21 protein-coding genes and 1 pseudogene are annotated in these 21,069 nt (G+C 34.6%); 18 read left to right on the top strand and 4 right to left on the bottom strand.

Going from position 1 to position 21,069, the window contains the following annotated elements; translation table 11 throughout:
- The first annotated feature begins 134 nt into the window (after positions 1–134).
- The 9 genes from ABM34_RS03090 to ABM34_RS03050 all read left to right on the top strand — a co-directional run bounded on the left by ABM34_RS03090 (position 135) and on the right by ABM34_RS03050 (position 11,175).
- Positions 135–914, top strand: a complete 780-nt coding sequence (locus tag ABM34_RS03090) for a hypothetical protein (RefSeq protein ID WP_048703260.1) — start codon at positions 135–137, stop codon at positions 912–914.
- An 88-nt stretch (positions 915–1,002) separates the two neighbouring features.
- Complete coding sequence (locus ABM34_RS03085) at positions 1,003–1,500, top strand: DoxX family protein (protein ID WP_048703259.1); 498 nt, start codon at positions 1,003–1,005, stop codon at positions 1,498–1,500.
- Positions 1,501–1,720: 220 nt separating this feature from the next.
- Entirely contained in the window at positions 1,721–2,689 is a 969-nt protein-coding gene (locus ABM34_RS03080; protein ID WP_048703257.1) for a LacI family DNA-binding transcriptional regulator, read from the top strand.
- Between the two features lie 273 nt (positions 2,690–2,962).
- Positions 2,963–4,249: an SLC45 family MFS transporter gene (locus tag ABM34_RS03075; RefSeq protein ID WP_157023353.1), complete on the top strand. Its 1,287-nt coding sequence runs from the start codon at positions 2,963–2,965 to the stop codon at positions 4,247–4,249.
- 14 nt (positions 4,250–4,263) lie between these two features.
- Positions 4,264–6,519 (top strand): glycoside hydrolase family 65 protein, encoded by a 2,256-nt coding sequence (locus tag ABM34_RS03070; RefSeq protein WP_048703254.1) that lies wholly within the window; start codon positions 4,264–4,266, stop codon positions 6,517–6,519.
- A 58-nt stretch (positions 6,520–6,577) separates the two neighbouring features.
- Positions 6,578–7,267 carry a beta-phosphoglucomutase gene (gene pgmB / locus ABM34_RS03065; protein WP_048703251.1) on the top strand — a complete coding sequence of 230 codons (690 nt, stop codon included), beginning with the start codon at positions 6,578–6,580 and terminating at the stop codon, positions 7,265–7,267.
- Positions 7,260–8,261, top strand: a complete 1,002-nt coding sequence (locus ABM34_RS03060; RefSeq protein ID WP_048703249.1) for an aldose epimerase family protein — start codon at positions 7,260–7,262, stop codon at positions 8,259–8,261. The genes pgmB and ABM34_RS03060 overlap by 8 nt, the downstream gene beginning before the upstream one ends.
- A 141-nt stretch (positions 8,262–8,402) precedes the next feature.
- Entirely contained in the window at positions 8,403–10,331 is a 1,929-nt protein-coding gene (locus ABM34_RS03055) for an elongation factor G (RefSeq protein ID WP_048703247.1), read from the top strand.
- A 22-nt stretch (positions 10,332–10,353) separates the two neighbouring features.
- Positions 10,354–11,175, top strand: a complete 822-nt coding sequence (locus tag ABM34_RS03050; protein ID WP_048703245.1) for a Cof-type HAD-IIB family hydrolase — start codon at positions 10,354–10,356, stop codon at positions 11,173–11,175.
- An 88-nt stretch (positions 11,176–11,263) separates the two neighbouring features.
- Here the strand turns inward: ABM34_RS03050 and ABM34_RS03045 are convergent, their stop codons facing one another.
- Positions 11,264–12,259, bottom strand: coding sequence for an aldo/keto reductase (locus ABM34_RS03045; RefSeq protein ID WP_048703244.1), 996 nt, complete (start codon positions 12,257–12,259; stop codon positions 11,264–11,266).
- Between the two features lie 150 nt (positions 12,260–12,409).
- Here ABM34_RS03045 and ABM34_RS13035 point away from each other — a divergent pair.
- Positions 12,410–12,709 (top strand): annotated as a pseudogene (locus ABM34_RS13035) (oxalate decarboxylase); the annotation flags it as partial.
- A gap of 63 nt (positions 12,710–12,772) precedes the next feature.
- On the opposite strand, the gene ABM34_RS03040 reads toward ABM34_RS13035, so the two are convergent.
- Together ABM34_RS03040 and ABM34_RS03035 are read right to left on the bottom strand one after the other, a co-directional pair.
- A complete protein-coding gene (locus ABM34_RS03040; RefSeq protein WP_048703242.1) occupies positions 12,773–14,002 on the bottom strand; it encodes a M20/M25/M40 family metallo-hydrolase in 1,230 nt (409 codons plus the stop codon).
- A 317-nt stretch (positions 14,003–14,319) separates the two neighbouring features.
- Positions 14,320–14,514 carry a hypothetical protein gene (locus tag ABM34_RS03035; RefSeq protein WP_048703240.1) on the bottom strand — a complete coding sequence of 65 codons (195 nt, stop codon included), beginning with the start codon at positions 14,512–14,514 and terminating at the stop codon, positions 14,320–14,322.
- A gap of 157 nt (positions 14,515–14,671) precedes the next feature.
- Between ABM34_RS03035 and ABM34_RS13475 the strand changes: the two genes are divergently transcribed.
- Positions 14,672–14,803: a hypothetical protein gene (locus tag ABM34_RS13475; RefSeq protein ID WP_257719943.1), complete on the top strand. Its 132-nt coding sequence runs from the start codon at positions 14,672–14,674 to the stop codon at positions 14,801–14,803.
- Positions 14,804–14,844: 41 nt separating this feature from the next.
- On the opposite strand, the gene ABM34_RS03030 is transcribed toward ABM34_RS13475, so the two are convergent.
- Entirely contained in the window at positions 14,845–15,357 is a 513-nt protein-coding gene (locus ABM34_RS03030) for an aminoacyl-tRNA deacylase (protein ID WP_417924668.1), read from the bottom strand.
- Positions 15,358–15,540: 183 nt separating this feature from the next.
- Here ABM34_RS03030 and ABM34_RS03025 point away from each other — a divergent pair, with 183 nt between their 5' ends.
- From ABM34_RS03025 to dtd, 7 genes are all read left to right on the top strand, one after another.
- Positions 15,541–15,720 (top strand): hypothetical protein, encoded by a 180-nt coding sequence (locus ABM34_RS03025; RefSeq protein WP_048703234.1) that lies wholly within the window; start codon positions 15,541–15,543, stop codon positions 15,718–15,720.
- A gap of 81 nt (positions 15,721–15,801) precedes the next feature.
- Positions 15,802–16,200 carry a hypothetical protein gene (locus ABM34_RS03020; RefSeq protein ID WP_048703231.1) on the top strand — a complete coding sequence of 133 codons (399 nt, stop codon included), beginning with the start codon at positions 15,802–15,804 and terminating at the stop codon, positions 16,198–16,200.
- 70 nt (positions 16,201–16,270) lie between these two features.
- Positions 16,271–17,230, top strand: a complete 960-nt coding sequence (prmA, locus tag ABM34_RS03015; RefSeq protein WP_048703229.1) for a 50S ribosomal protein L11 methyltransferase — start codon at positions 16,271–16,273, stop codon at positions 17,228–17,230.
- Positions 17,211–17,963, top strand: a complete 753-nt coding sequence (locus ABM34_RS03010) for a 16S rRNA (uracil(1498)-N(3))-methyltransferase (protein WP_048703227.1) — start codon at positions 17,211–17,213, stop codon at positions 17,961–17,963. The genes prmA and ABM34_RS03010 overlap by 20 nt, the downstream gene beginning before the upstream one ends.
- A 3-nt stretch (positions 17,964–17,966) precedes the next feature.
- The gene (locus tag ABM34_RS03005) at positions 17,967–18,299 is read left to right on the top strand and encodes a hypothetical protein (protein WP_232298619.1); all 333 of its coding nucleotides are present in this window, start codon (positions 17,967–17,969) and stop codon (positions 18,297–18,299) included.
- A gap of 95 nt (positions 18,300–18,394) precedes the next feature.
- Entirely contained in the window at positions 18,395–20,632 is a 2,238-nt protein-coding gene (locus ABM34_RS03000) for a RelA/SpoT family protein (protein WP_048703223.1), read from the top strand.
- On the top strand, positions 20,632–21,069 hold the full coding sequence (gene dtd / locus ABM34_RS02995) for a D-aminoacyl-tRNA deacylase (protein ID WP_048703220.1): 438 nt from the start codon (positions 20,632–20,634) through the stop codon (positions 21,067–21,069). Before ABM34_RS03000 ends, dtd begins: the two co-directional genes overlap by 1 nt.

The raw sequence follows: 21,069 nt of genomic DNA, 5'->3' as shown, positions 1-21,069 counted from the left end.
TAATTTTAACGTGATCAATTTAGCATTAGAAAATTTATTAATCAAATGATTGTTCTCGTAAAACGGAAATAATTAATTTAATTTTAGATAAAATAGTGAGAAAATTATCTTAATAACAATTAAGAGATGATTAGATGTCCAATCAAAGAACTAATTTAGCAAAAAAAGTAGGTCAACGAATATGGTTTAGTGCCACTGTTGGAGAATTTACGCACAAAAGAACCAAAGGTGGGGGCAAAGGACCAGTATTGCTGTTAAAGGATATTGATGAAACCGATAAAAAAGGACGAGTGATTAATCCAGATGTGACTGATCATGTGTGGGTCAATGCTAATAAATCTGTGTTTTCACTTGGCAAAGAAATATTACCAAACGACGTTTTACTTTTTACAGCTGTAGTAAGACCATACGGAATTGTTCGAGACGACGTGATAAATAAACGTGATGCAGTAATTGCTGAAGCAAAGGAGAAAAATCAAGATATGTTTAGCGATTATCGCGAGGACTATTTGGATTGGAAAGATAGCTGGCAAGATGTGCTCCAAGAAAACAAAGATGCAAGGCAACAAATGCAACAAGGCGTAATCGATCGAAAGACATATCAGCAAATAGAGAAAAATAATATTGAGTCCTATAAAAAGTCTCAACCAAATGGTGTTGCTGTCAAAGAAAATGAGACTAAAATTGTACAATCTGCTCAAAATCAAAGAAAGTCAATGAAGTTGGTTGATTATGAGCTTGAAGATTTACAAGATGTTAAATTTTTAAAAGAGAAGCGATTGTATCATGGTTGGACTAGATTAAAAATTTCAAAAGATGATATGAATAGAATAAAGTTTACAAAGTATCTTGCAGCTAGAAGTTTCGCATACCGTGATGGTGTACCATTTGATGCATTTGATAATAAGAAATAAATATATTTGAAAACCGAGAAAGATTATTTGATATTGAAAATCACTTAGCTATAATGAAAACGTTATCTTAAAAAAGGGAGGATACATTATGGTTAAGTTTTTGAGAAATAGCAAAGTAGCGTCAGTTATTTTGACAATCATAAGAGTTTATTTGGGAATCAAATGGACAATATCAGGTTGGGAGAAAATTACAGGTGGAGCTGCAGATGCCACAAAAGGGATGTTAGCAGCAGCCGTTAAAGCTCCAGTGACAGGTCCAACTGGCAAAACCGTTTATCCATGGTTCAATGATATGATCAGCGGAATATTGCCACATGCGCAAGGCATGAGCGTCTTGATCTCATGGGGAGAATTCCTAGTTGGGTTAGGCTTAATATTTGGATGTTTAACAACTGCAGCAGCATTCTTCGCATTACTAATGAACTTCTCATACCTATTGGCGGGTGCGATTTCAGTAAATCCAATGTACATTTTCCTGGAATATTTCATTTTAATCGCAGGATTCAATGCCGGAAAAATAGGTTTGGATTACTGGGTAATGCCTTGGGTCAGAAAACACATATTTAGAAGAAAATCAGTAGCTTAAAAAAAGTATTAAAAAAGTCATCAACACTTGATTGATAAAGTGTGATGACTTTTTTTGAATCAAGAATACATAATTATTTTAACTTTATTTATTCCAATAACCGGATCGAAGGCTGCAGTGTTCATCCCTCATCAAATAAGTTTTATTTATCAAATGCTTAACTAAATACAAAATATAAAGTAAGATTAAATGAATAACACAATAATTTGGAGTGGTGAACGTGGTAACAATTAGAGACATAGCCAAAGAAGCAGGAGTTTCTCCATCGACAGCATCGCGTGCGCTAAATAAAAATCCGCACATTAGTCGAGAGACAATTGAAAAAATAACAAAAATAGCTGACAAGTTAGGATATATGCCAGATTATAATGCCAAGAATTTAACCACCGGAGAGGCAAGCGCCGTTGGTGTAATTTTCCCCGTGGGCGGAAATGGAACTCCAGCGAATCCTTTCTATGTCAATGTTCTAAGTGGTGTGAATGATGAATTAATTAAACGTGGATATGCATTGTCTGTTGCCATAACCAAGTCTATTGATGACTTAAAAAAGAATGTTAAATCGATGGTTTATCAAAGTAAAATCAAACGATTTATTTTACTTTATTCACAAAAAAATGATCCTATTGCAAAATTTCTAAGAGATAATAACTTGCGATTTGTCGTAATTGGTCAACCAATGAATAAAAACGATTATTATGTTGATAATAATAATGTGGATGCAGGTGCTGCTGCAACGAGATATTTGATTGAAACCAATGATGTTTACAAGATTGCATTTATCCATTCACGAAATAATTGGATTTTTGAACAACAAAGATTTGAAGGATTTCAAAAGGCAATTGGCGATGCAAACTTAAAATTTGTTGATGTACCTGTAGATGAAACTAATAACGACAATGTGAAGAATATTATTCGACTTAATTCTGACCTTGATGGTGGGGTAGCAACAGATGATCTTAATGCGATGAATTTTATTGACAGTTTTAATCAAGTTTATCCTAACCTAGATTTTCACATGATTGGATTCAACAACTCGTTGCCACATGTGTTGTTGGAGAAAAACTATAAAACAATGGATCTATTTCCAGAGGAAATGGGTGTGAAAGCCGCTCTGTTGCTATTTAGCGATCGCGAAAACAAAGATATCGATAAGAAACAGCATTTGATAGTGGGATATCAAATAATATAAAATTGACTAAAAATTTTTAGTCAATTTTTTTTTGGCTAAAAAAGTGATTAAATCAGCAAAAACAAGGAATATTTTATTCGATAAATGCATACGAAATTGTACAATTTTTCACATTAATTTAATGCAAACGGTTGCATAAAAATGAAAACGGTTTTATAATTCAAACCATAGATTAGAAATCAAACGAAATGAGGGGGAATCATCGTGTCAGATAAAAAACCACAAACACAAGATGGTGCAGGTTTACCTAAACTATCTTCTAACACAATTTGGATGCTTAGTCTTGGATTTTTAGGCGTTCAAATGGCATTTACGCTACAAAGTTCTCAAATGAGTCGTATTTTCCAGACTATCGGAGCAGATCCAAATAATTTAGGTTGGTTCTTCATTTTGCCTCCATTGGCTGGGTTAATTGTTCAACCAATTGTTGGATATTATTCAGATAGAACCTGGGCACCAAAACTTGGTGGTAGAAGATTACCATACTTAATCTTAGGTACTGTTGTTGCCGCCATCGTAATGTTTTTACTTCCAAACTCAGGATCACTTGGATTTGGCTATGGTTCTATGGCAGCTTTATTGTTTGGTGCTATCACAGTTGCTTTTCTTGATTTATCTTCTAACATTGCAATGCAACCATTTAAAATGATGGTTGGTGACATGGTCAATGATGATCAAAAGAGTTATGCATATGGAATTCAAAGTTTCTTGTCAAATACCGGTGCAGTTATTGCAGCTATTTTCCCATTTGTATTAACAGCATTTGGTCTAGCAAATACTGCTAAAAAAGGTGTTGTACCACAGTCAGTTATTTGGTCATTCTATCTTGGTGCAGTTATCTTAGTTATTTCTACAGTAATCACAATTATGAGAGTTAAAGAGTATGATCCTGCTACATATGCCAAGTATCATGGTATTTCTGAAGATGCCAATAAAACTGGCGGTAACTGGTTGGCACTTTTGAAGAAAGCACCTAAGGTATTCTGGACGGTTACATTAGTGCAATTCTTCTGTTGGATGGCTTTCCAATATCTATGGACTTATTCAGCTGGAGCAATCTCAGTTAACGTTTGGAATACTGCCAATGCAAGTTCATCTGGTTATCAAGCAGCTGGTAACTGGTATGGTGTTCTAGCAGCCGTACAATCTATCGCTGCAGTTGTCTGGTCATATGTTTTAGCAAAAGTTCCTAACAATCACCACAAATTGGGTTATGCGCTTAGTTTGATTTTAGGAGCAATTGGTTTCGTATCAGTATTCTTCATACACAGTCAATACTTATTAATTGGTTCATTTGTTTTAGTAGGTATGGCTTGGGCTTCAATGAATACATATCCACTAACCATGATTACCAATGCTTTATCAGGTGAACATATGGGTACATATTTAGGCTTATTCAATGGATCAATTTGTTTGCCACAAATCGTTGCTTCACTATTAAGTTTCGCATTATTCCCATTGCTAGGTAATTCACAACCACACATGTTCTTATTAGGTGGAATTATCATGGCAATCGGTGCATTATCAGTCGGATTTATTAAAGAAACATACAAAGCTTAAGGAGATTAGATAAGATGAAAAGAATTTTTGAAGTTCAACCTTGGAATGTAGAAACACACGAGTTCAAAGCTGAAAACAAAAGATTGCAGGAATCTATGACCAGCTTAGGTAATGGATATATGGGTATGCGTGGTTTCTTCGATGAAGATTATTCTGGAGATAGTTTACCAGGAATTTATTTAGGAGGTGTTTGGTACCCAGATAAGACTAGAGTAGGCTGGTGGAAGAATGGTTATCCTAAGTATTTTGGTAAAGTTATCAATGCGGTAAACTTCATCAAAATGAATTTTGAGATCAATGGTTCAAAATTGGATTTAGCCAAGGATACAATCTCAGATTTTGACCTTAATCTCGATTTAAAAAATGCTGTTCTAACTCGTTCATTTGTTGTTACAAAGGGTGATAGCAAAATTCAATTTGATTTTGAAAGATTTTTAAGTGTTGCGCAAAAGGAATTATCTGTTCAAAAAGTTATTTTCAAGAACCTATCTTCGAACCCCGTCGATATTAAAGTAATTTCCTCAATTGATGCTAACGTTAAGAATGAGGATGCTAACTACGATGAACATTTCTGGGAAGTTCGCCATATTGATGAAAATAGCTTAGTAGCTGAAACAACAGCAAATGATTTTGGTACTCCAAGATTTACATCAGGAATGCAAGCGACATACGTTACAAGTTTTGAACAAGTTAATAATGAAGTTACTGATTTGGAAACAGCCACTACTTTCTCAGGTAAGTTGAACGAAAATGAAGTTGGTACAATTGAGAAGAGAGTTATAGTTGTCACATCCCGTGATTATGATTCAACAGCCGATTTGACAGCTTCTATGAATAATCTTTCATCAACAATTTCTGATAGCTCATACGATCAATTGTTAACTGCACATAGTAATGTTTGGGCAGAACGTTGGCAACAATCCGATATTCAAATTATGGGTGACGACGAAGCACAACAAGGAATCCGCTTTAACTTGTTTGGATTGTTCACTACTTATTATGGTGATGACGCAAGATTGAATATTGGTCCAAAAGGATTTACTGGTGAAAAATATGGTGGAGCAACTTATTGGGACACTGAGGCCTTTGCTGTCCCTGTTTATCTAGGAATTACTAAGCCAGAAGTTACTAAGAATCTGTTGATGTATAGATATAAACAGTTAGATGGTGCCTATGTAAATGCCCAAGAGCAGGGCTTAAAGGGTGCACTTTATCCAATGGTTACCTTTAACGGTATTGAGTGCCACAACGAATGGGAAATTACTTTTGAGGAAATTCATCGTAATGGTGATATTGCTTTTGCAATTTATAATTACACCCGTTATACCGGTGACAAATCATATGTTTTACATGAAGGTTCAAAAGTATTAACCGAGATTTCTAGATTCTGGGCTGATCGTGTTCACTTTAGTCAACGAAATAATCAATACATGATTCATGGTGTCACTGGCCCTGATGAGTATGAAAATAACGTTGATAATAACTGGAATACTAATTATTTGGCTCGTTGGACACTTGAATATACCTTGAAGGTTCTTAACGAAGTTGCACCAGAACAAGCTAAACAGCTTAATGTTTCAGATGAAGAAAAAGCTAAGTGGCAAGACATTGTTGATAGGATGTATCTTCCATATGACAAAGATTTGGATATTTTCGTTCAACACGATGGTTTCTTGGACAAGGATTTACAACCTGTAAGTTCAATTCCTGCAGATCAATTGCCAATTAATCAGCACTGGTCATGGGATAAAATTTTACGTTCACCATACATCAAACAAGGTGATGTACTTCAAGTTATGTATGACTTCATTGATAGTTTTACTGAAGAGGAGAAGAAACACAATTTTGATTTCTACGAACCATTGACTGTTCATGAGTCAAGTCTATCTGCAGCAATTTATTCTGTAGTCGCAGCAGACCTTCATTACGAAAAGAAAGCGGTTGAATTATATGAGAGAACAGCTAGACTAGACTTAGATAACTATAATAATGACACCGTTGATGGTTTGCATATTACTTCAATGACTGGTGGCTGGATTTCAATTGTTCAAGGTTTTGCTGGAATGAGAGTTCACGACGATACTTTAAGCTATAAACCATTCTTACCACAAAAATGGAATAGCTATTCATTTAGACAAGTATTTAGAGGACGAGTAATTGAAGTTGCCGTTGATAATAAAGGTAGTCACTTCAAATTAATCTCAGGAGAACCACTAAACATTGAGGTTGATGGAAAGCCTCTTTCATTAGAATCACTACAAACTAATTAATGATTGGGTGTCTGAGTTATCTATAATTCAGGCACTTTTTTTGAAGGGAGAATGAAGAATGGTTGATTTTAAAAACATTAAAGGATTCGTATTTGATTTAGATGGTGTTATCGCAGATACTTCTGTTTATCATTCAAAAGCTTGGCACCAATTAGCTGATGAATTGGGTGTTCAATGGAGTGAAGATTTGGCTAATAATCTTAAAGGTGTTAGCCGTATGGATTCACTTGAATTAATTCTCAAAACTGGTGGTAAGGAAAACGACTATACACAAGAAGAAAAAGAAAAATATGCTGCGAAGAAAAATACTAACTACTTGGAACTTTTGAAGGGTATGAATGCTTCAGCAATTTTACCAGGAATTTCAGACTTTTTAACATCTCTAGAAGAGCATGATTACAAACTTTCATTAGCTTCTGCTTCAAAGAATTCCCCACTAGTCCTTGAACAATTAGGATTGGCACAATACTTCAAGGAGAAAGTTGATCCATCAACATTGAAACATGGTAAACCAGATCCTGAAATCTTCGCACGTGGTGCTGAAGTATTGGGCTTAAAGCCTGAAGAATGTATTGGTATTGAAGATGCAAAAGTCGGTGTGGAATCAATTAATTCTGCTGGAGAGACTTCTATCGGTATTGGTGATCCTAATATCTTGAACGAAGCGGATATCAATTTTACTAGTACAACAGATTTAACATTAAATAATATTCAAAAAGCGATGGAAGTAGGACAATTGAATGATTAGCAAGAAAAACTTTGGCCAAGTAAACGGTGAAAACGTCGAACTTTATACTATTGAAAATGATAATAAAACGAAAATTAGCGTGATGAGTTACGCTGCTACTTGGCAAAACTTCGAAGTTGTTGAAGATGGAGTTAGTCACTCATTGATTGAACATTATGATGACTTAGATGGATACTTAAATGATGGTTATCAAGTCGGAAGGAATGTTGGTCGTGTTGCTGGAAGAATCGGTAATGCGAAATTTACGATTAATGGTAACCAATTTCATTTACCAGCAAATGAAGGGGATAACTTACTTCATGGTGGTAACAATGGAATTCAAACTCATAATTTCAGTAGTGAAATGGATGAGAAGAACAAAAGTGTTACCTTCAAGACAACTATGAAGAGCTCTGAAGACAATTTTCCTGGTGATTTGGATTTAACTATTACATATAAGTTGACAAAAAATGATGAAGTTGAAATTTCATATACTGGCGTCAGCACTGAAGATACGTTGTTTAATCCAACCTGTCACGTGTACTTCAATTTGTTAAATGATCAGTCAGACGTAAGTGACATGTCACTACAAATTAATGCCGACAAGTCATTAGCAGTATACGGTGACAAGGTTCCTACTGGTGGCATGCTTCCGATGACATCCGGCTACGACTTTAGAAAGCCAAGAACAATTGCTCAAGGTTTAAAAGACCTATATGATGAAAATCAAAAGATTGAATTTGATGATTGTTATGTAATCGGCAATACCAAATCATCTGTTGCTACATTAAGTGGTGATGGACGTTCAGTCGATTTATATTCTGATCGCAATGGCATGGTTATTTTCACTGCTAATCCCAAAGATTCCGATAAAGCTGAAAAGCATGAATACAGCAGTTTAGCAACTGAATTACAATATTTACCAGATGCAATTAACCACAAAGACTTTGGTGATATTGTTTTACCAAAAGGGAAGACAGTTAAGTTTACAAACAAATACAAATATACAAGATAGGAAAAAGCCACGATTGATTTTCGTGGTTTTTTTATTGCAAAATTCTTTATAATCAATTTAATTAATCATTTAGATGATAGAATTATTAAATATAGGTAATTTGATAAATTAGATATTTTCAAAATAGAGGGTGCTAATTCAATGAAGGATATTATCACTGGTATCGTCGCACACGTTGATGCTGGTAAAACCACACTTTCTGAGTCCATGTTATTTGATTCAGGGGAAATACGTAATTTAGGTCGAGTCGATAATGGTGATGCATTTTTAGATTCTGATGCGCTCGAAAAAAAGCGCGGGATTACAATTTTTTCACATCAGGCCGAGTTTCAATATAAAGACATGAATGTGACATTACTAGACACACCAGGTCATATTGATTTCGTTAGTCAAACTGAGCAAGTACTTCAAGTATTGGACTATGCGATTTTGGTTGTATCTGCTACTGATGGGATTCAAGGTCATACTCGGACACTTTGGCGTTTATTGGACAAATATCAAGTACCAACTTTTATTTTTATTAATAAAGCGGATGCCAATACAGCAGAACTCTCGAATGTAATGGATCAACTTCAAAATGAGTTCTCAACTGGTTGTATAGCGTTTGCTTCTGTTGACCATGATGTCCAAGAAGAAATTTCCTTACAAGATGATGCAATGGTGGAACAGTTTTTAGAAAACGATGGACTGTCTGACACGGACATTCAAACATTGATTAATCAGCGTAAAATATTTCCTTGCTTTACAGGATCAGCATTAAAAAACACTGGAATCACAGAATTTTTAGATGGACTAAATCAATGGACTACGGAAAATGAGATTCTTCCTGACTTTGCCGCAAAGGTTTTTAAAGTTACCCATGATCATGGAGAAAGACTTAGCTGGATCAGAGTTTACGGCGGTTCTGTTAAGACTAAATCCCTGATTTATAAAGATGAAAAGGTTAACCAAATTAGAATTTATAATGGTGAAAAATATAATACGACTTCAGAATTGAAATCAAATCAAGTAGGTGCGGTAACAGGTTTAACAAAAACTTTTCCGGGTTTGGCGCTAGGAAACATATCGGGTCAGGCTGGATCAATGATACAACCGGTTTTGAGTTATCAACTTAATTCAATGGATAATGAAATTAACACCTGTTTAACAGCTTTGAATCAATTGAATGATGAAAACCCCCAATTAAATGTTAAGTGGAATAATGATTCTAAAATTATTACTATTTCGGTCATGGGCGTAATCCAATTAGAGATTTTGAAACAAATTATGCTTGAACGTTTTGATTTGAGTATTGACTTCGATCAGGGAAGAATTCTTTACAAAGAGACAATTTCCAAATCAGTCGAAGCTGTTGGCCACTTTGAACCACTGCGTCATTATGCAGAGGTACATTTATTGCTTGAACCGGGAGAACGTGGCTCAGGAATCACTATAGCCTCTAGTTGCAGTCAAGATGTGCTCCCTAGTAATTGGCAACATCAAGTGTTAAGTAATTTGTCAGCAAAACAACACTTAGGTGTTTTAGTGGGTGCTCCATTAACTGACATCAAAATTACGTTGATTAATGGACGTGGTAGCAATGTACATTCAGTGGGTGGTGATTTTCGACAGGCCACCTGGAGAGCTGTTAGACAAGGATTAATGATGCTTCAAGAGCAAAGCGGCAATGTTTTATTAGAACCTTGGTACAGATTCAAGTTGATCATCAATCAAAATGAAGTTGGTCGAGCAATGAATGATATTCAAAAGATGCATGGTGAATTGGATCCGTTAAATAACGTTTCTACTTATGCGACCACAACACTTACCGGTCGAGCACCGGTTTCTGAAATGGCAGATTATGCCCAAGAGGTTAGAGAATATACACACGGACAAGGTGATCTGGAATGTATCATTGACGGTTTCTTTGAATGTCATGATACCGAAAAAGTAGTTCAAGAAATAAATTACAATCCGGTCAGTGATTTAGAAAACACACCTGACTCAGTATTTTGCGCTCATGGTGCTGGTTATCCTGTTCCTTGGAATGAAGTTCCAGAAATGGCGCATGTTCCATATCAAAAAGTATAGTTATATGCGGAGGTAAAACTTAATGTATAAAATGATTGTTTGCGATTTAGATGAGACTTTGTTGAAAGACGATGGAGAATTAAGTGAGAAAAATATTGGCGCAATTAAAACAGCAGTAGAAAAGGGAGTTTACTTTGTACCGAATTCTGGACGCAGTTACTTGTCATTTGAAAACGTACTTAAAGAAACTAATCTTTCAGGTTTACCTGATCAATATTCAATATCCTATAATGGCGGATTGATTTTAGAAAATGAAGATAATCGGACTATTCAGGTAAATTCAATGGATTATGAAATTGCCAAAACCATTTTTGAAATTGGAATTTCCGATGCCAATGCAGATGTCCACGTCTATTTGCAAGATGACTTGTTCATATATGGATTAAAGGATGACGATGCAAACTATCTCACAAGTAGAGGAGTTGAATTCAATCAAATGGACTCAAATGATTTCTCTATTTTTAAAAATAAAAACATTATGAAGATAATCATGGATTTGCCAACAATGGAATTGAGAAAAGAAATGCAGCAAAAGGTGGAAAGTAAGGTTAATGCTTCTGCATTGGCAACTACCTTTTCATCTGATAGATATGTGGAATTCAATCCAGCGGGAGTCGACAAAGGTAGTGCCGCGATTCAATTAGGTGAAAAGTTGAATATTAAGTCTGATGAAATCATTGCTGTTGGAGACAATGGAAATGACTTATCAATGCTCAAAGTTGTAGGATTACCAATTAGTGTCGCAAATGGTTTGGATTCAGTAAAGCAAGCAGCAAAATACATTACAAAATCTGACAATAACCATGATGCACTTGCAGAAATTATTAATAAATTCATCCTATAGTAGAATTAAAAAAACCTCCCAACTAGAAATAGCTGGGAGGTTTTAGTTTTTCTTTAAGCTGATAAGTTTGAATTTGATTCTATTCAACTTAGTTGATTAGATTGTTGATATCGTTTATTTCTGTGTTTGAAAAGCTTAAATTATCAAGTGCTTTCAAGTTGTCATCTAAATGTTCATCGTTAGTCGTACCAATAATGACACTAGCTACGACTGGATCTTTCAACAGCCAAGCTAAAGACATTTGGCTCAAAGTTTGTTCACGAGATTTTGCAATATCATTAAGCTGATTGAGCTTTTTGACAAGTGTGTCTGGTCCATCTTTTAATAAGTCTGAATTTGTACGATGGATATTGAATGAGTCGGTAATTCCATTCAAGTATCGATCACTTAGTAGACCTTCACAAAGTGGCCCATATGCAATTGCTGCTGCACCACTATTTTTGAGTTCGTCGAGCAGACCGGATTTTTCAACTTGATTGTTTAATAAGTTCATGCTCATTTGATCAAGTACAAAGGGAGTTCCAAGTTGTTTAAAGAGTGACACAGCTTTTCTAAGTTCGGGAACTTCGTAATTCGACACTCCAACATAAAGTGCTTTGCCAGAACGAACAATATCGTCTAAAGCTCTGACAGTTTCTTCGATTGGGGTAGTGTCATCATAGCGATGGGCGTAAAAAATATCGACATAATCTAAGTTAAGTCTCTCTAATGAATCATTGATACCTTGGATCAGTGATTTTCTGGAAGTTCCAACTCCGAAAGGACCGTCATGAATTTCATATCCGACTTTAGTCGCAATTACTAATTCATCACGATAAGCGCTCAAATCATCTTTGATAACTTGACCAAGCAACTTTTCAGTGCTTCCAAACTCAGTTTGTCCGTTTCCGTAATGGTTTGCTACATCGAAATGGAAGACACCTCGGTCAAACGCGTGTAAAATCACATCTCTTCGATCTTTGTAGGGATCAGCACTTCCAAAGTGGCGCCACAATCCTAGTGAGATAGGTGGTAACATCAATCCACTATTACCGGCATGGCGTACGGAACTATTATCGTAACGATTATCTTTTGCATGGTACATATATATCAACCTCCAAAGTTAATACTAAATAATTATCTTTCATAAATTAATATTCTATATAGTCAAATATTCAGCAACTTAAAGTTTATTATTTTATGAAAACAATTCCAACTAGACCTAATATTCAAAAAATGTGATTTGACCAAATTTATGATAAAACAAAATATTACTTTTAGAGAAAGTGATGGTAAATGATGGAATGATTACGGCCCAAGAAATATTAATCGTGATCAAGAAAATCCTGACATTCTAGTACCACCAGTGACTGATAACGGAACGATTAGTAATATGAGATTTAGCCGCTCAGATACTCACCAAAGACTAGAAGAATCAGGGTGGGCTAGAGAAGTAACTAGCCGTAAACTTCCAATTTCCCAAGATGTTGCAGGAGTTAACATGGCACTGGAACCCGGAGTATATCGTGAATTACACTGGCACAAAGAGGCCAAAAAATAAAAAAATCACTTATGCTGATGAGAAATCATCACGCATCAGTGATTTTGTATTTATAAGTTAAGCAAGATATTTTTTAGCGATTTCTTTATATATAGTGATGTATTGGAGGTAATCGTCTTCAAATACGAATTCATTTACTTGGTGGGCACTTTCATTACCGGGTCCAGCAACAATGACATCCAAATCGTGGTTTGCTGCAACAAATTGAGAGGCATCCGTACCACCTGGGGCACCAACGACGACATTTTTTTGACCCCAAACTTTTTCGTAGACATCACGTCCAATTGTAACTAATTTAGAATTCAAATCAGTTTTAACTGGCCAATTACTACTATCAACAACCATTTCCAAGTTCATTTTAGGATCAGCTTCATTCATTTTTTTGATTAAAGCTTGAACTTGTTCAATAATTTTATCATTGTTAAATTCGGGGATAGTTCTCAGTTTAACGCCCATTTCAGCGTAATCAGGAATAGTATTTGGTTGGTCACCAGCTTTAAATACTGTGACTGCTGGAATAGTTTTTCCTAACATATCGTCGACTGCATTAGTAAGCGTATTAAAATATTCTTTTTGTTGATTGTAGGATTCAACCAGGTTATCCAGAGCATTAATACCAGCTTGTGGCATTGAACTATGGGCAGCTTTTCCATGTGAAATCACTCGGTAGTCAACTGAACCTTTGTGTGCTGCAAAAAATGAGTGACGACCAAACTTATCTGGATTTGGTTGAGCAATGTTTAACATTCCGCTTCCAACAAGTTTATCGATAACCATTTGTGACGATCCATTACTTGGTTCACCGACAATAAGGGCATTAAGATCATTAGCATAGCCTTGCGATGCCAATTGTTTGGCACCAGTTTCACCTTTTTCTTCACCAACAGTGGCAATGAATTTAATCTTACCGTTGAATTCAGAATCATCATTTAATTCAATAAGTGCAATCGCAAGTGCAGACAGGCCACTCTTCATATCGGAGGCACCACGACCAATGATTTTTCCATCAATGTGTTTTGGGTTGAAGGCACCGTAATTCCATTGACTTTCGTCAACAGGATCAACAACATCCTCATGCCCTGTGAATCCCAAGATAGGACCTTGGGCATCTTTGTTAATAGTTGCAATAAGATTTACACGATTTTCTTCAACTTCATTTAATTCTGTTTCAATCCCGTGTTGATCAAATAACTCTTTCAAATAATCAGCAACTAATTTTTCATGTCCATTAACAGTTTGTAATTTAATAATGTCGTCCAATATCGATAATCTTTCTTGCTTATCCATATATGACACCTCCAAATTTAATGTATAATTGTATATATATTTAGTATAATATTTTTTAGTTAAAAAGGTACCATTCCAACGCATAAACGACAATATCTGAAAACGTGGTGATTTTTTGAATTTATTAATGAGAATTGATCGATGGCTTGGTGGAATATTAGTAGTGGCTAGTGTTTTTAGTTACATATTTAAATGGTTTTCAAATCAAGCAAGCTTAACATTTCTAATTGTTGGTCTTTTATTAATAGTTCTTTCTGTAACTAGTGATAAAGGAAAACGCACAAAAAAATGACACTCAGAAGAGTGTCATTTATACGTTAGTTTACTTTTTTACGACCTTCAGGTGTATATCTAGCACGTTGATGAGCTAAACGTGTTCTTTTGTACAAATAATAAATCAATCCAGCACCAATAGCTGTAATGATGAGTGGAATTCCTACGTAAATGAATAGGGCAATTGATACTGCGACAATCAGGAACAATTTAAATATTCCTAAGAATGTATCTATCAATAAAATATCTCCTTTATCTTTTCGATGTGCCTATATAATTGAATATTTATAGTGGAATGTCAAGAAAAATGTTTGCAATTTTATAAATAAGATAGTATAATGAATCTCAGTCGCTACCTCTTAAGAGATACGGAACATAAAGGAGGTGTGAATAATTATGAAGTATAGAATTCAATTAGATACAAATGATCAATTATTCACAGCAGTAGATGTACATGATAGCAACATTTATGGTAATGGTACTACCATTGAACAAGCAATCGATAATTTAAAACTACACGCTGCATAAATAAATAAGGTTCGCAATCCTCTCAGGATGCGAACCTTTTTTTATGCTTCTGGTTCTTCAACACCAAAGTCGCCAAATTTTGCATTAACTGATTTAGCCAAATCATGTGGATCAATGATAACTGAATAGCCAACTTTACCTGCAGAGACAATAATTTTTTTTGATTGTTCCGCCTCTGTGTCAAAGAAGATAGGGTAGTTATGAAGTGAACGGATACCAACAGGGCTGTTTGCTCCATGTTCAAAGCCGCTTGTTTTTACAAGATCCTTTAGAGGTACCATACCAATTTTCTTGTTTCCGGACAGCTTCGCTAATTTTTTGTAGCTAATATGCTTATCTAGAGCAACCATTCCAACTAGTGGTCCAGTTTTATTTCCGGTCAAAACTAGTGTTTTGTAAATTTTGATGCCATCACGCATGCTTTTGTCAGTAACGAGTTCTTGCGTATCACCATCAGCTTGTGTTGCAAAGGTGATACCCTCATATGGAATCTTTTGCTTGTCCAAAATTTTTTCAACTAAAGTTTTTATTATTTTATTTTTCTTACTCAAAATTAATCACCAAGCATTTCTTTGTATTGAATTGTAATTCTTATCAATATAATCATATCAAACTTGTAAAGTTTTTAAAGAAACATGCCTTTATGAAAACGAATGAAAATACGATTTTTTTACAAGTTATTTTTGTTTGAATGATATATAATATAGCATTGTAAATAGTGAAAGGACGAGATAAAAATGGGTCTTTTTGGAAAAAATAAAAAGGAAAATGATCCGTCTGCGAATGACTTTACTAAGATTTCTCAAGAAATAAAAAAAAGTCCGGCCAAGTTAAGTGAAGCACAAAGACTTTTTAAGAATGATAAATCCAGACGAACACAGGTAACAAAGTTAGCTAAGGATAAAGATGATAAATAATATAATAAGGCAAAAATTATCTTTTTAATAAGAATATACTATGTTAAAATTATAACAACGATTTGGAGAGGGGTAATTATTATGATTACGACTGGAAAAACCGCAGTTTTAGACACTAGTGTATTTTTTGAGAGATTTTTAACTTATCGAGTAGTTTTTAATGAGTATTTCAAAACTATGGAATTAATTGAACGCGGTGAAACTTTGAAACACGAAACATATTCGCGTTTAGCAGACAACTTTTTGCTTAACGTTAAAAAGTATAATTTGTTTTGTCAGTCATTTATAAAAAAATATAAATTAACAAATACCAAGATTGAAGAAAAACTCGACAATTATTTTTCGGAGCTGATTTCTAGTTTGAAATGTATTGACGAGAACACAAATCAATTAAACAAATCTCAAATGAGGCTTGCACAACAACGTATTCAAAGTACAGAAAATGAATTCGTTAATTCTATGAAATTAAAATTTAACTAGAGGACGTTTAATTACGTCTTTTTTTTATCTCAGAAATTTAGTAATCTTAGTATAACTATGGAGGCATTTAATGAAGTGGATAAAGGTAAGTGTAGAAATACCAAATAATTTTGATGAAGAAATAATTTCTGATGTATTAATGAATGTTGGTGCACAAGGAACTGAGATCATCGACAACGACGAATCTTCAGTTCATAGTAAATATGGTGAAGTATACGATAATCACGAGCAATTACCATTTGTAACCGTGAATGCGTATTTTGATGAAGATAATTTTTCGGACAAAATTGTTGATAATTTGACTGAGGAAATCAATAATCTTACTAACTTCGGATTTGATGTCACAAATATTTCTGTTAAACAAACATTGATGGATGATGCAGACTGGGAAAACAACTGGAAGGAATATTACCATCCAATTCATATCAGCCGCTACTTAACGGTTGTCCCACAATGGGTTAATTACGAGACACAAAACAATGAGACTACTATAATAATGGATCCGGGAAAATCATTTGGAACTGGTACACATCCAACTACATTCACATGTATGCAGGCCTTGGAATTAATTTTAGGTGATGCAGAGTCAATGTATGATGTTGGAACTGGATCAGGTATTCTTTCTATTCAAGCAAGGAAATTGGGTGTTAAAGACATTACAGCTTTTGATTTGGATCCAGAAGCGGTTGAAGCTGCCAAAGAAAATCTTAAATTGAACTCTGATTGTACAGACATCCCTGTATATGAAAATTCGCTATTAGATGGTGTGAAGGGAAAAGTTGATGTGATTGTCGCCAACATTTTAGCAGATATCATTATGAAATTTGTTCCTGATATTGAATCACATCTGAATCCAGACGGATTTGTAATCCTTTCTGGGATCATAAATGAAAAAGAACAACAAATTACCGAATCAATGGAAGAACATGGATTTGGCGTTATCGAAGTTTTCCACTTAAAAGGTTGGTCAACTTTAATTTGTAAACGTATAGAAAATATTGAGGCACAAAATGGAGCAATACTTCGTTAATAAGAAAATTGATAGTAATGAATTTAATCTTGATGACAAAGAGCAATTTAAGCATATAATTACAGTACTGCGGCACAAAATTGGTGACACAATTTTTTTGGTTGATACCGAAAACGATTTGTTCAAGGCTACTTTGGAATCAATTGAAGATAAAAATGCTATTTTTAATGTCGAGAAAAGTAATTTACCAACAACCGAATTACCGGTTGAGGTTACAATTGCATGTTCATTGTCAAAAAAAGATAAAATTGAATGGATAACTCAAAAGGCAACTGAACTTGGCGCCAACAAAATTATCTTTTTCAATTCAAGATATTCAATTATGACTTGGAAAGACAATGTAGTTGAGAAGAAATTAGATCGATTAAGAGAAATTGCTAAAAATGCAGCACAACAGTCTAAACGTTTAATCATTCCAGAAGTAAAGTTTTTGAAAAAGTTCAGTCAATTAAATGATTTGAACGTTAATGTTAAATTGGTTGCTTATGAAGAATCGGCGAAACATGGCGAAACTAGTGCATTGGCAAATGCACTATCAAACAACCAAAATGGCTCCATTGTTGGTGTATTTGGGCCAGAGGGTGGATTTTCACCAGATGAAATTAGTGAGCTTACACAAAATGGATATCAATCAATTGGATTAGGACCAAGAATTCTTCGTGCCGAAACTGCACCCATGTACTTGTTATCAGTGATATCCTATAAATATGAATTACGAATGAATGAGGAATAAATTTTGAAGAATCTTTGGACTGAAGTAAAAAAATCTAAGACTATCTACATAACGCTTATATCAATTGTGCTGGTATTCTTGTTACCAATACTATTTAATTTGTTTCACTTAGGTAGAAGCAATCGAATCATTTTCTTGTTCTTTATCATCAATGTTGTTTTTTCTGGTTTCATTGGTTGGTTTGCAAAAAGATATTCGTTGTCATTTTATAACCTAGTAATTTTCCCAGTATTATTTGTAGTAAGTGTTTTTGCCAAGTATGGACGTTATGGTTATTTCTTAGCCGGAATTTACCTTGTCATTAGTATTTTAATTTATTTCCTATTTGATGATTAAATTAATTGAATTTTAATAATTAATACATGATAATAATAAATAAGAAAAAAGCACTCATAGAGTGCTTTTTATTGTAAGAAAGAGGGAGTGATAGGATGAAAAAAAGAGAAGATTATACTCCTGAAGAAGTTCTGGATATTTGTCGGGAATACATGAATGAAGAGCATGTTGAATTTGTCAACAAAGCCTATAATTTTGCTGCATATGTACACAAAGAACAGAAACGTGCTACTGGAGAGCCATATATTATTCATCCTACTCAAGTTGCACAGATCCTAGCCTCGTTACATATGGACCCTTATACTGTAGCTGCTGGATATTTACATGATGTTGTCGAAGACACCAATATTACCTTAGGCGATGTTCAAGAACTATTTGGCGAGCAAGTTGCAACAATTGTTGATGGTGTTACAAAAATTAGTAAGTATAAGTATCATTCACATCAAGAATTGTTGGCTGAAAATCATCGTAAGATGTTAATTGCTACGGCAAAAGATTTGCGTGTCATTATGGTCAAATTGGCAGATAGATTACACAATATGCGCACTTTAAAGGCATTAAGACCGGATAAGCAACGTCGAATTGCTAATGAGACTTTGGAAATCTATGCACCACTTGCTGATCGATTAGGTATCAGTAAAATCAAGTGGGAGCTGGAAGATCTTTCCTTGCAATACATTAATCCACAACAGTATTACAGAATTGTTCATTTGATGAATAGCAAGCGTGAAGAGCGTGAAGGCTATATCTCTGAAGCTATCAAGTACATTAAAACCAGTGTTGATTCACTTGATATCAAGTATGAGATATATGGACGTCCAAAACATATTTATTCAATCTATAAAAAAATGCGTGACAAGCATAAACAATTTTCTGAGTTATATGATTTATTAGCAATTAGAATTGTTGTTGATACCGTCAAAGATTGTTATGCAGTTCTGGGTTCAATTCACTCAAAGTGGAAACCAATTCCAGGACGCTTTAAAGATTATATTGCCGTTCCTAAAACCAATGGTTATCAATCATTGCACACAACTATCATCGGTCCTGGTGGTCAACCACTTGAAGTTCAAATCAGAACCTACAAGATGCATGATGTTGCTGAATATGGTGTTGCTGCTCACTGGGCATATAAAGAAGGTAACTTCAAAGGTGTTCACCTCGATGATGATGAACAAAAGATTGATGTCTTTAGAGAAATCCTTGAATTACAAGAAAGTTCAGATAACGCTGCTGATTTCATGAAGTCTGTCAAAGGTGAAATTTTCAATGACAGAGTATATGTCTTTACACCTCAAGGGGAAGTTATTGAATTACCAAAGGGTTCAGTACCACTAGATTTCGCCTATCAAGTTCATACTGAAGTTGGTAGTCACTCAATTGGTGCAAAAGTTAATGGTCGTATGGTTCCGTTAAATTACCAACTTAAAAATGGTGACATTGTTGAAATGTTGACTTCTTCGAATGCAAAACCAAGCCGTGATTGGGTTAAATTAGTTTATACGACTCGTGCAAGAAACAAGATTAAACGTTATTTCAGAGTGAAAGACCGTCAAGAGAATATTGTTTTGGGTCGCGAATTGGTTGAAGCAGAACTGAAGAACCAATCACTGTCTGCAAAAAAATTCTTGGATAAGTCTCACATTGAGAGTGTTGTTGAAATTTTCAATTACCAAGACGCTGAGGAATTGTTTAATTCAGTCGGTTATGGTGAGTTATCGCCTAAAAATGTTGTCCATAAGTTAATTAACGAAGATCCTGAAAATAAAAAAGAAACTGAACGTAAAGAACTAGAAGAAAAAGTTATCACAAATACTGATAGCAATGCTCCAAAAGTTCCAAACGAACATGTACAAAACAAGATTCAAAAAGAACGTAGTAATGCTAACTCAAGTATTTCCGTTGCAGGAATCGACAATTTGCTAATTCGTTTAGCTAAGTGTTGTAATCCTATTCCAGGGGATGAAATTGTTGGATACATTACTAAAGGACGTGGACTTACAATTCATCGTGCCGATTGTCCTAATGTTCAAAGTGAAGAAGCTAAGAAACGTTTTATTGAAGTAAGTTGGGATAATGTCACCTCTGAAAAACGTTACATGGCCGAATTGGATATTTATGGATTCAACAGAAATGGTATGTTGAATGATATTTTACAAGTAATAAACTCAACCACTAATGCATTGAATAATGTCAATGGAAGTCTTGATAAAGACAAAATGGCAATCATTCATGTCAGTGTCGGAGTAAATAATAAAGCACATTTGGATCAAATTATTTCAAAATTGAATAGTGTTCCAGATGTCTATGAAGTTAAGAGGACAATTGAATAATGAAAATGGTTATCCAACGTGTCTCCCAGGCAAAAGTTTCAGTCGATAAAAAAGTCCTTGGTCAAATTGATCAAGGATTTTGTTTGTTAGTTGCTTTTGCTGATGAGGACACTGATGAAACACTTGAATACATGGCACGAAAAGTAGCAAATATGCGGATATTTTCAGATGAGAACGATAAAATGAATTTATCCATTAAAGATATACAAGGTAAAATTCTTTCTATTTCTCAATTTACACTCTATGCTGATACCAAACATGGTAATAGACCGAGTTTCACTGGTGCTGGTAATTTCGAGGATTCTAAGAAAAAGTATGATCGATTCAATGCAGCATTAGTTGAACATGGATTAGAAGTTGAAACAGGCGAGTTTGGTGCAGATATGCAAATTGATTTAACTAACGACGGACCTGTAACAATAATAATGGAGCGATAA

Source organism: Companilactobacillus ginsenosidimutans, from assembly GCF_001050475.1.
Classification (GTDB): Bacteria; Bacillota; Bacilli; order Lactobacillales; family Lactobacillaceae; genus Companilactobacillus; species Companilactobacillus ginsenosidimutans.
The sequence above is the reverse complement of the archived record's forward strand: the minus strand, read 5'-3'. Positions and strand labels throughout refer to the sequence as shown.

Bases quoted from the DNA above. Each gene is read 5' to 3' on its own strand.
- ABM34_RS03090 (WP_048703260.1), top strand. From the start codon at position 135: ATGTCCAATCAAAGAACTAATTTAGCAAAAAAAGTAGGTCAACGAATA.
- ABM34_RS03085 (WP_048703259.1), top strand. From the start codon at position 1,003: ATGGTTAAGTTTTTGAGAAATAGCAAAGTAGCGTCAGTTATTTTGACA.
- ABM34_RS03075 (WP_157023353.1), top strand. From the start codon at position 2,963: ATGCTTAGTCTTGGATTTTTAGGCGTTCAAATGGCATTTACGCTACAA.
- ABM34_RS03070 (WP_048703254.1), top strand. From the start codon at position 4,264: ATGAAAAGAATTTTTGAAGTTCAACCTTGGAATGTAGAAACACACGAG.
- pgmB (WP_048703251.1), top strand. From the start codon at position 6,578: ATGGTTGATTTTAAAAACATTAAAGGATTCGTATTTGATTTAGATGGT.
- ABM34_RS03060 (WP_048703249.1), top strand. From the start codon at position 7,260: ATGATTAGCAAGAAAAACTTTGGCCAAGTAAACGGTGAAAACGTCGAA.
- ABM34_RS03055 (WP_048703247.1), top strand. From the start codon at position 8,403: ATGAAGGATATTATCACTGGTATCGTCGCACACGTTGATGCTGGTAAA.
- ABM34_RS03050 (WP_048703245.1), top strand. From the start codon at position 10,354: ATGTATAAAATGATTGTTTGCGATTTAGATGAGACTTTGTTGAAAGAC.
- ABM34_RS03045 (WP_048703244.1), bottom strand. From the start codon at position 12,259: ATGTACCATGCAAAAGATAATCGTTACGATAATAGTTCCGTACGCCAT.
- ABM34_RS03040 (WP_048703242.1), bottom strand. From the start codon at position 14,002: ATGGATAAGCAAGAAAGATTATCGATATTGGACGACATTATTAAATTA.
- ABM34_RS13475 (WP_257719943.1), top strand. From the start codon at position 14,672: ATGAAGTATAGAATTCAATTAGATACAAATGATCAATTATTCACAGCA.
- ABM34_RS03025 (WP_048703234.1), top strand. From the start codon at position 15,541: ATGGGTCTTTTTGGAAAAAATAAAAAGGAAAATGATCCGTCTGCGAAT.
- ABM34_RS03020 (WP_048703231.1), top strand. From the start codon at position 15,802: ATGATTACGACTGGAAAAACCGCAGTTTTAGACACTAGTGTATTTTTT.
- prmA (WP_048703229.1), top strand. From the start codon at position 16,271: ATGAAGTGGATAAAGGTAAGTGTAGAAATACCAAATAATTTTGATGAA.
- ABM34_RS03010 (WP_048703227.1), top strand. From the start codon at position 17,211: ATGGAGCAATACTTCGTTAATAAGAAAATTGATAGTAATGAATTTAAT.
- ABM34_RS03000 (WP_048703223.1), top strand. From the start codon at position 18,395: ATGAAAAAAAGAGAAGATTATACTCCTGAAGAAGTTCTGGATATTTGT.
- dtd (WP_048703220.1), top strand. From the start codon at position 20,632: ATGAAAATGGTTATCCAACGTGTCTCCCAGGCAAAAGTTTCAGTCGAT.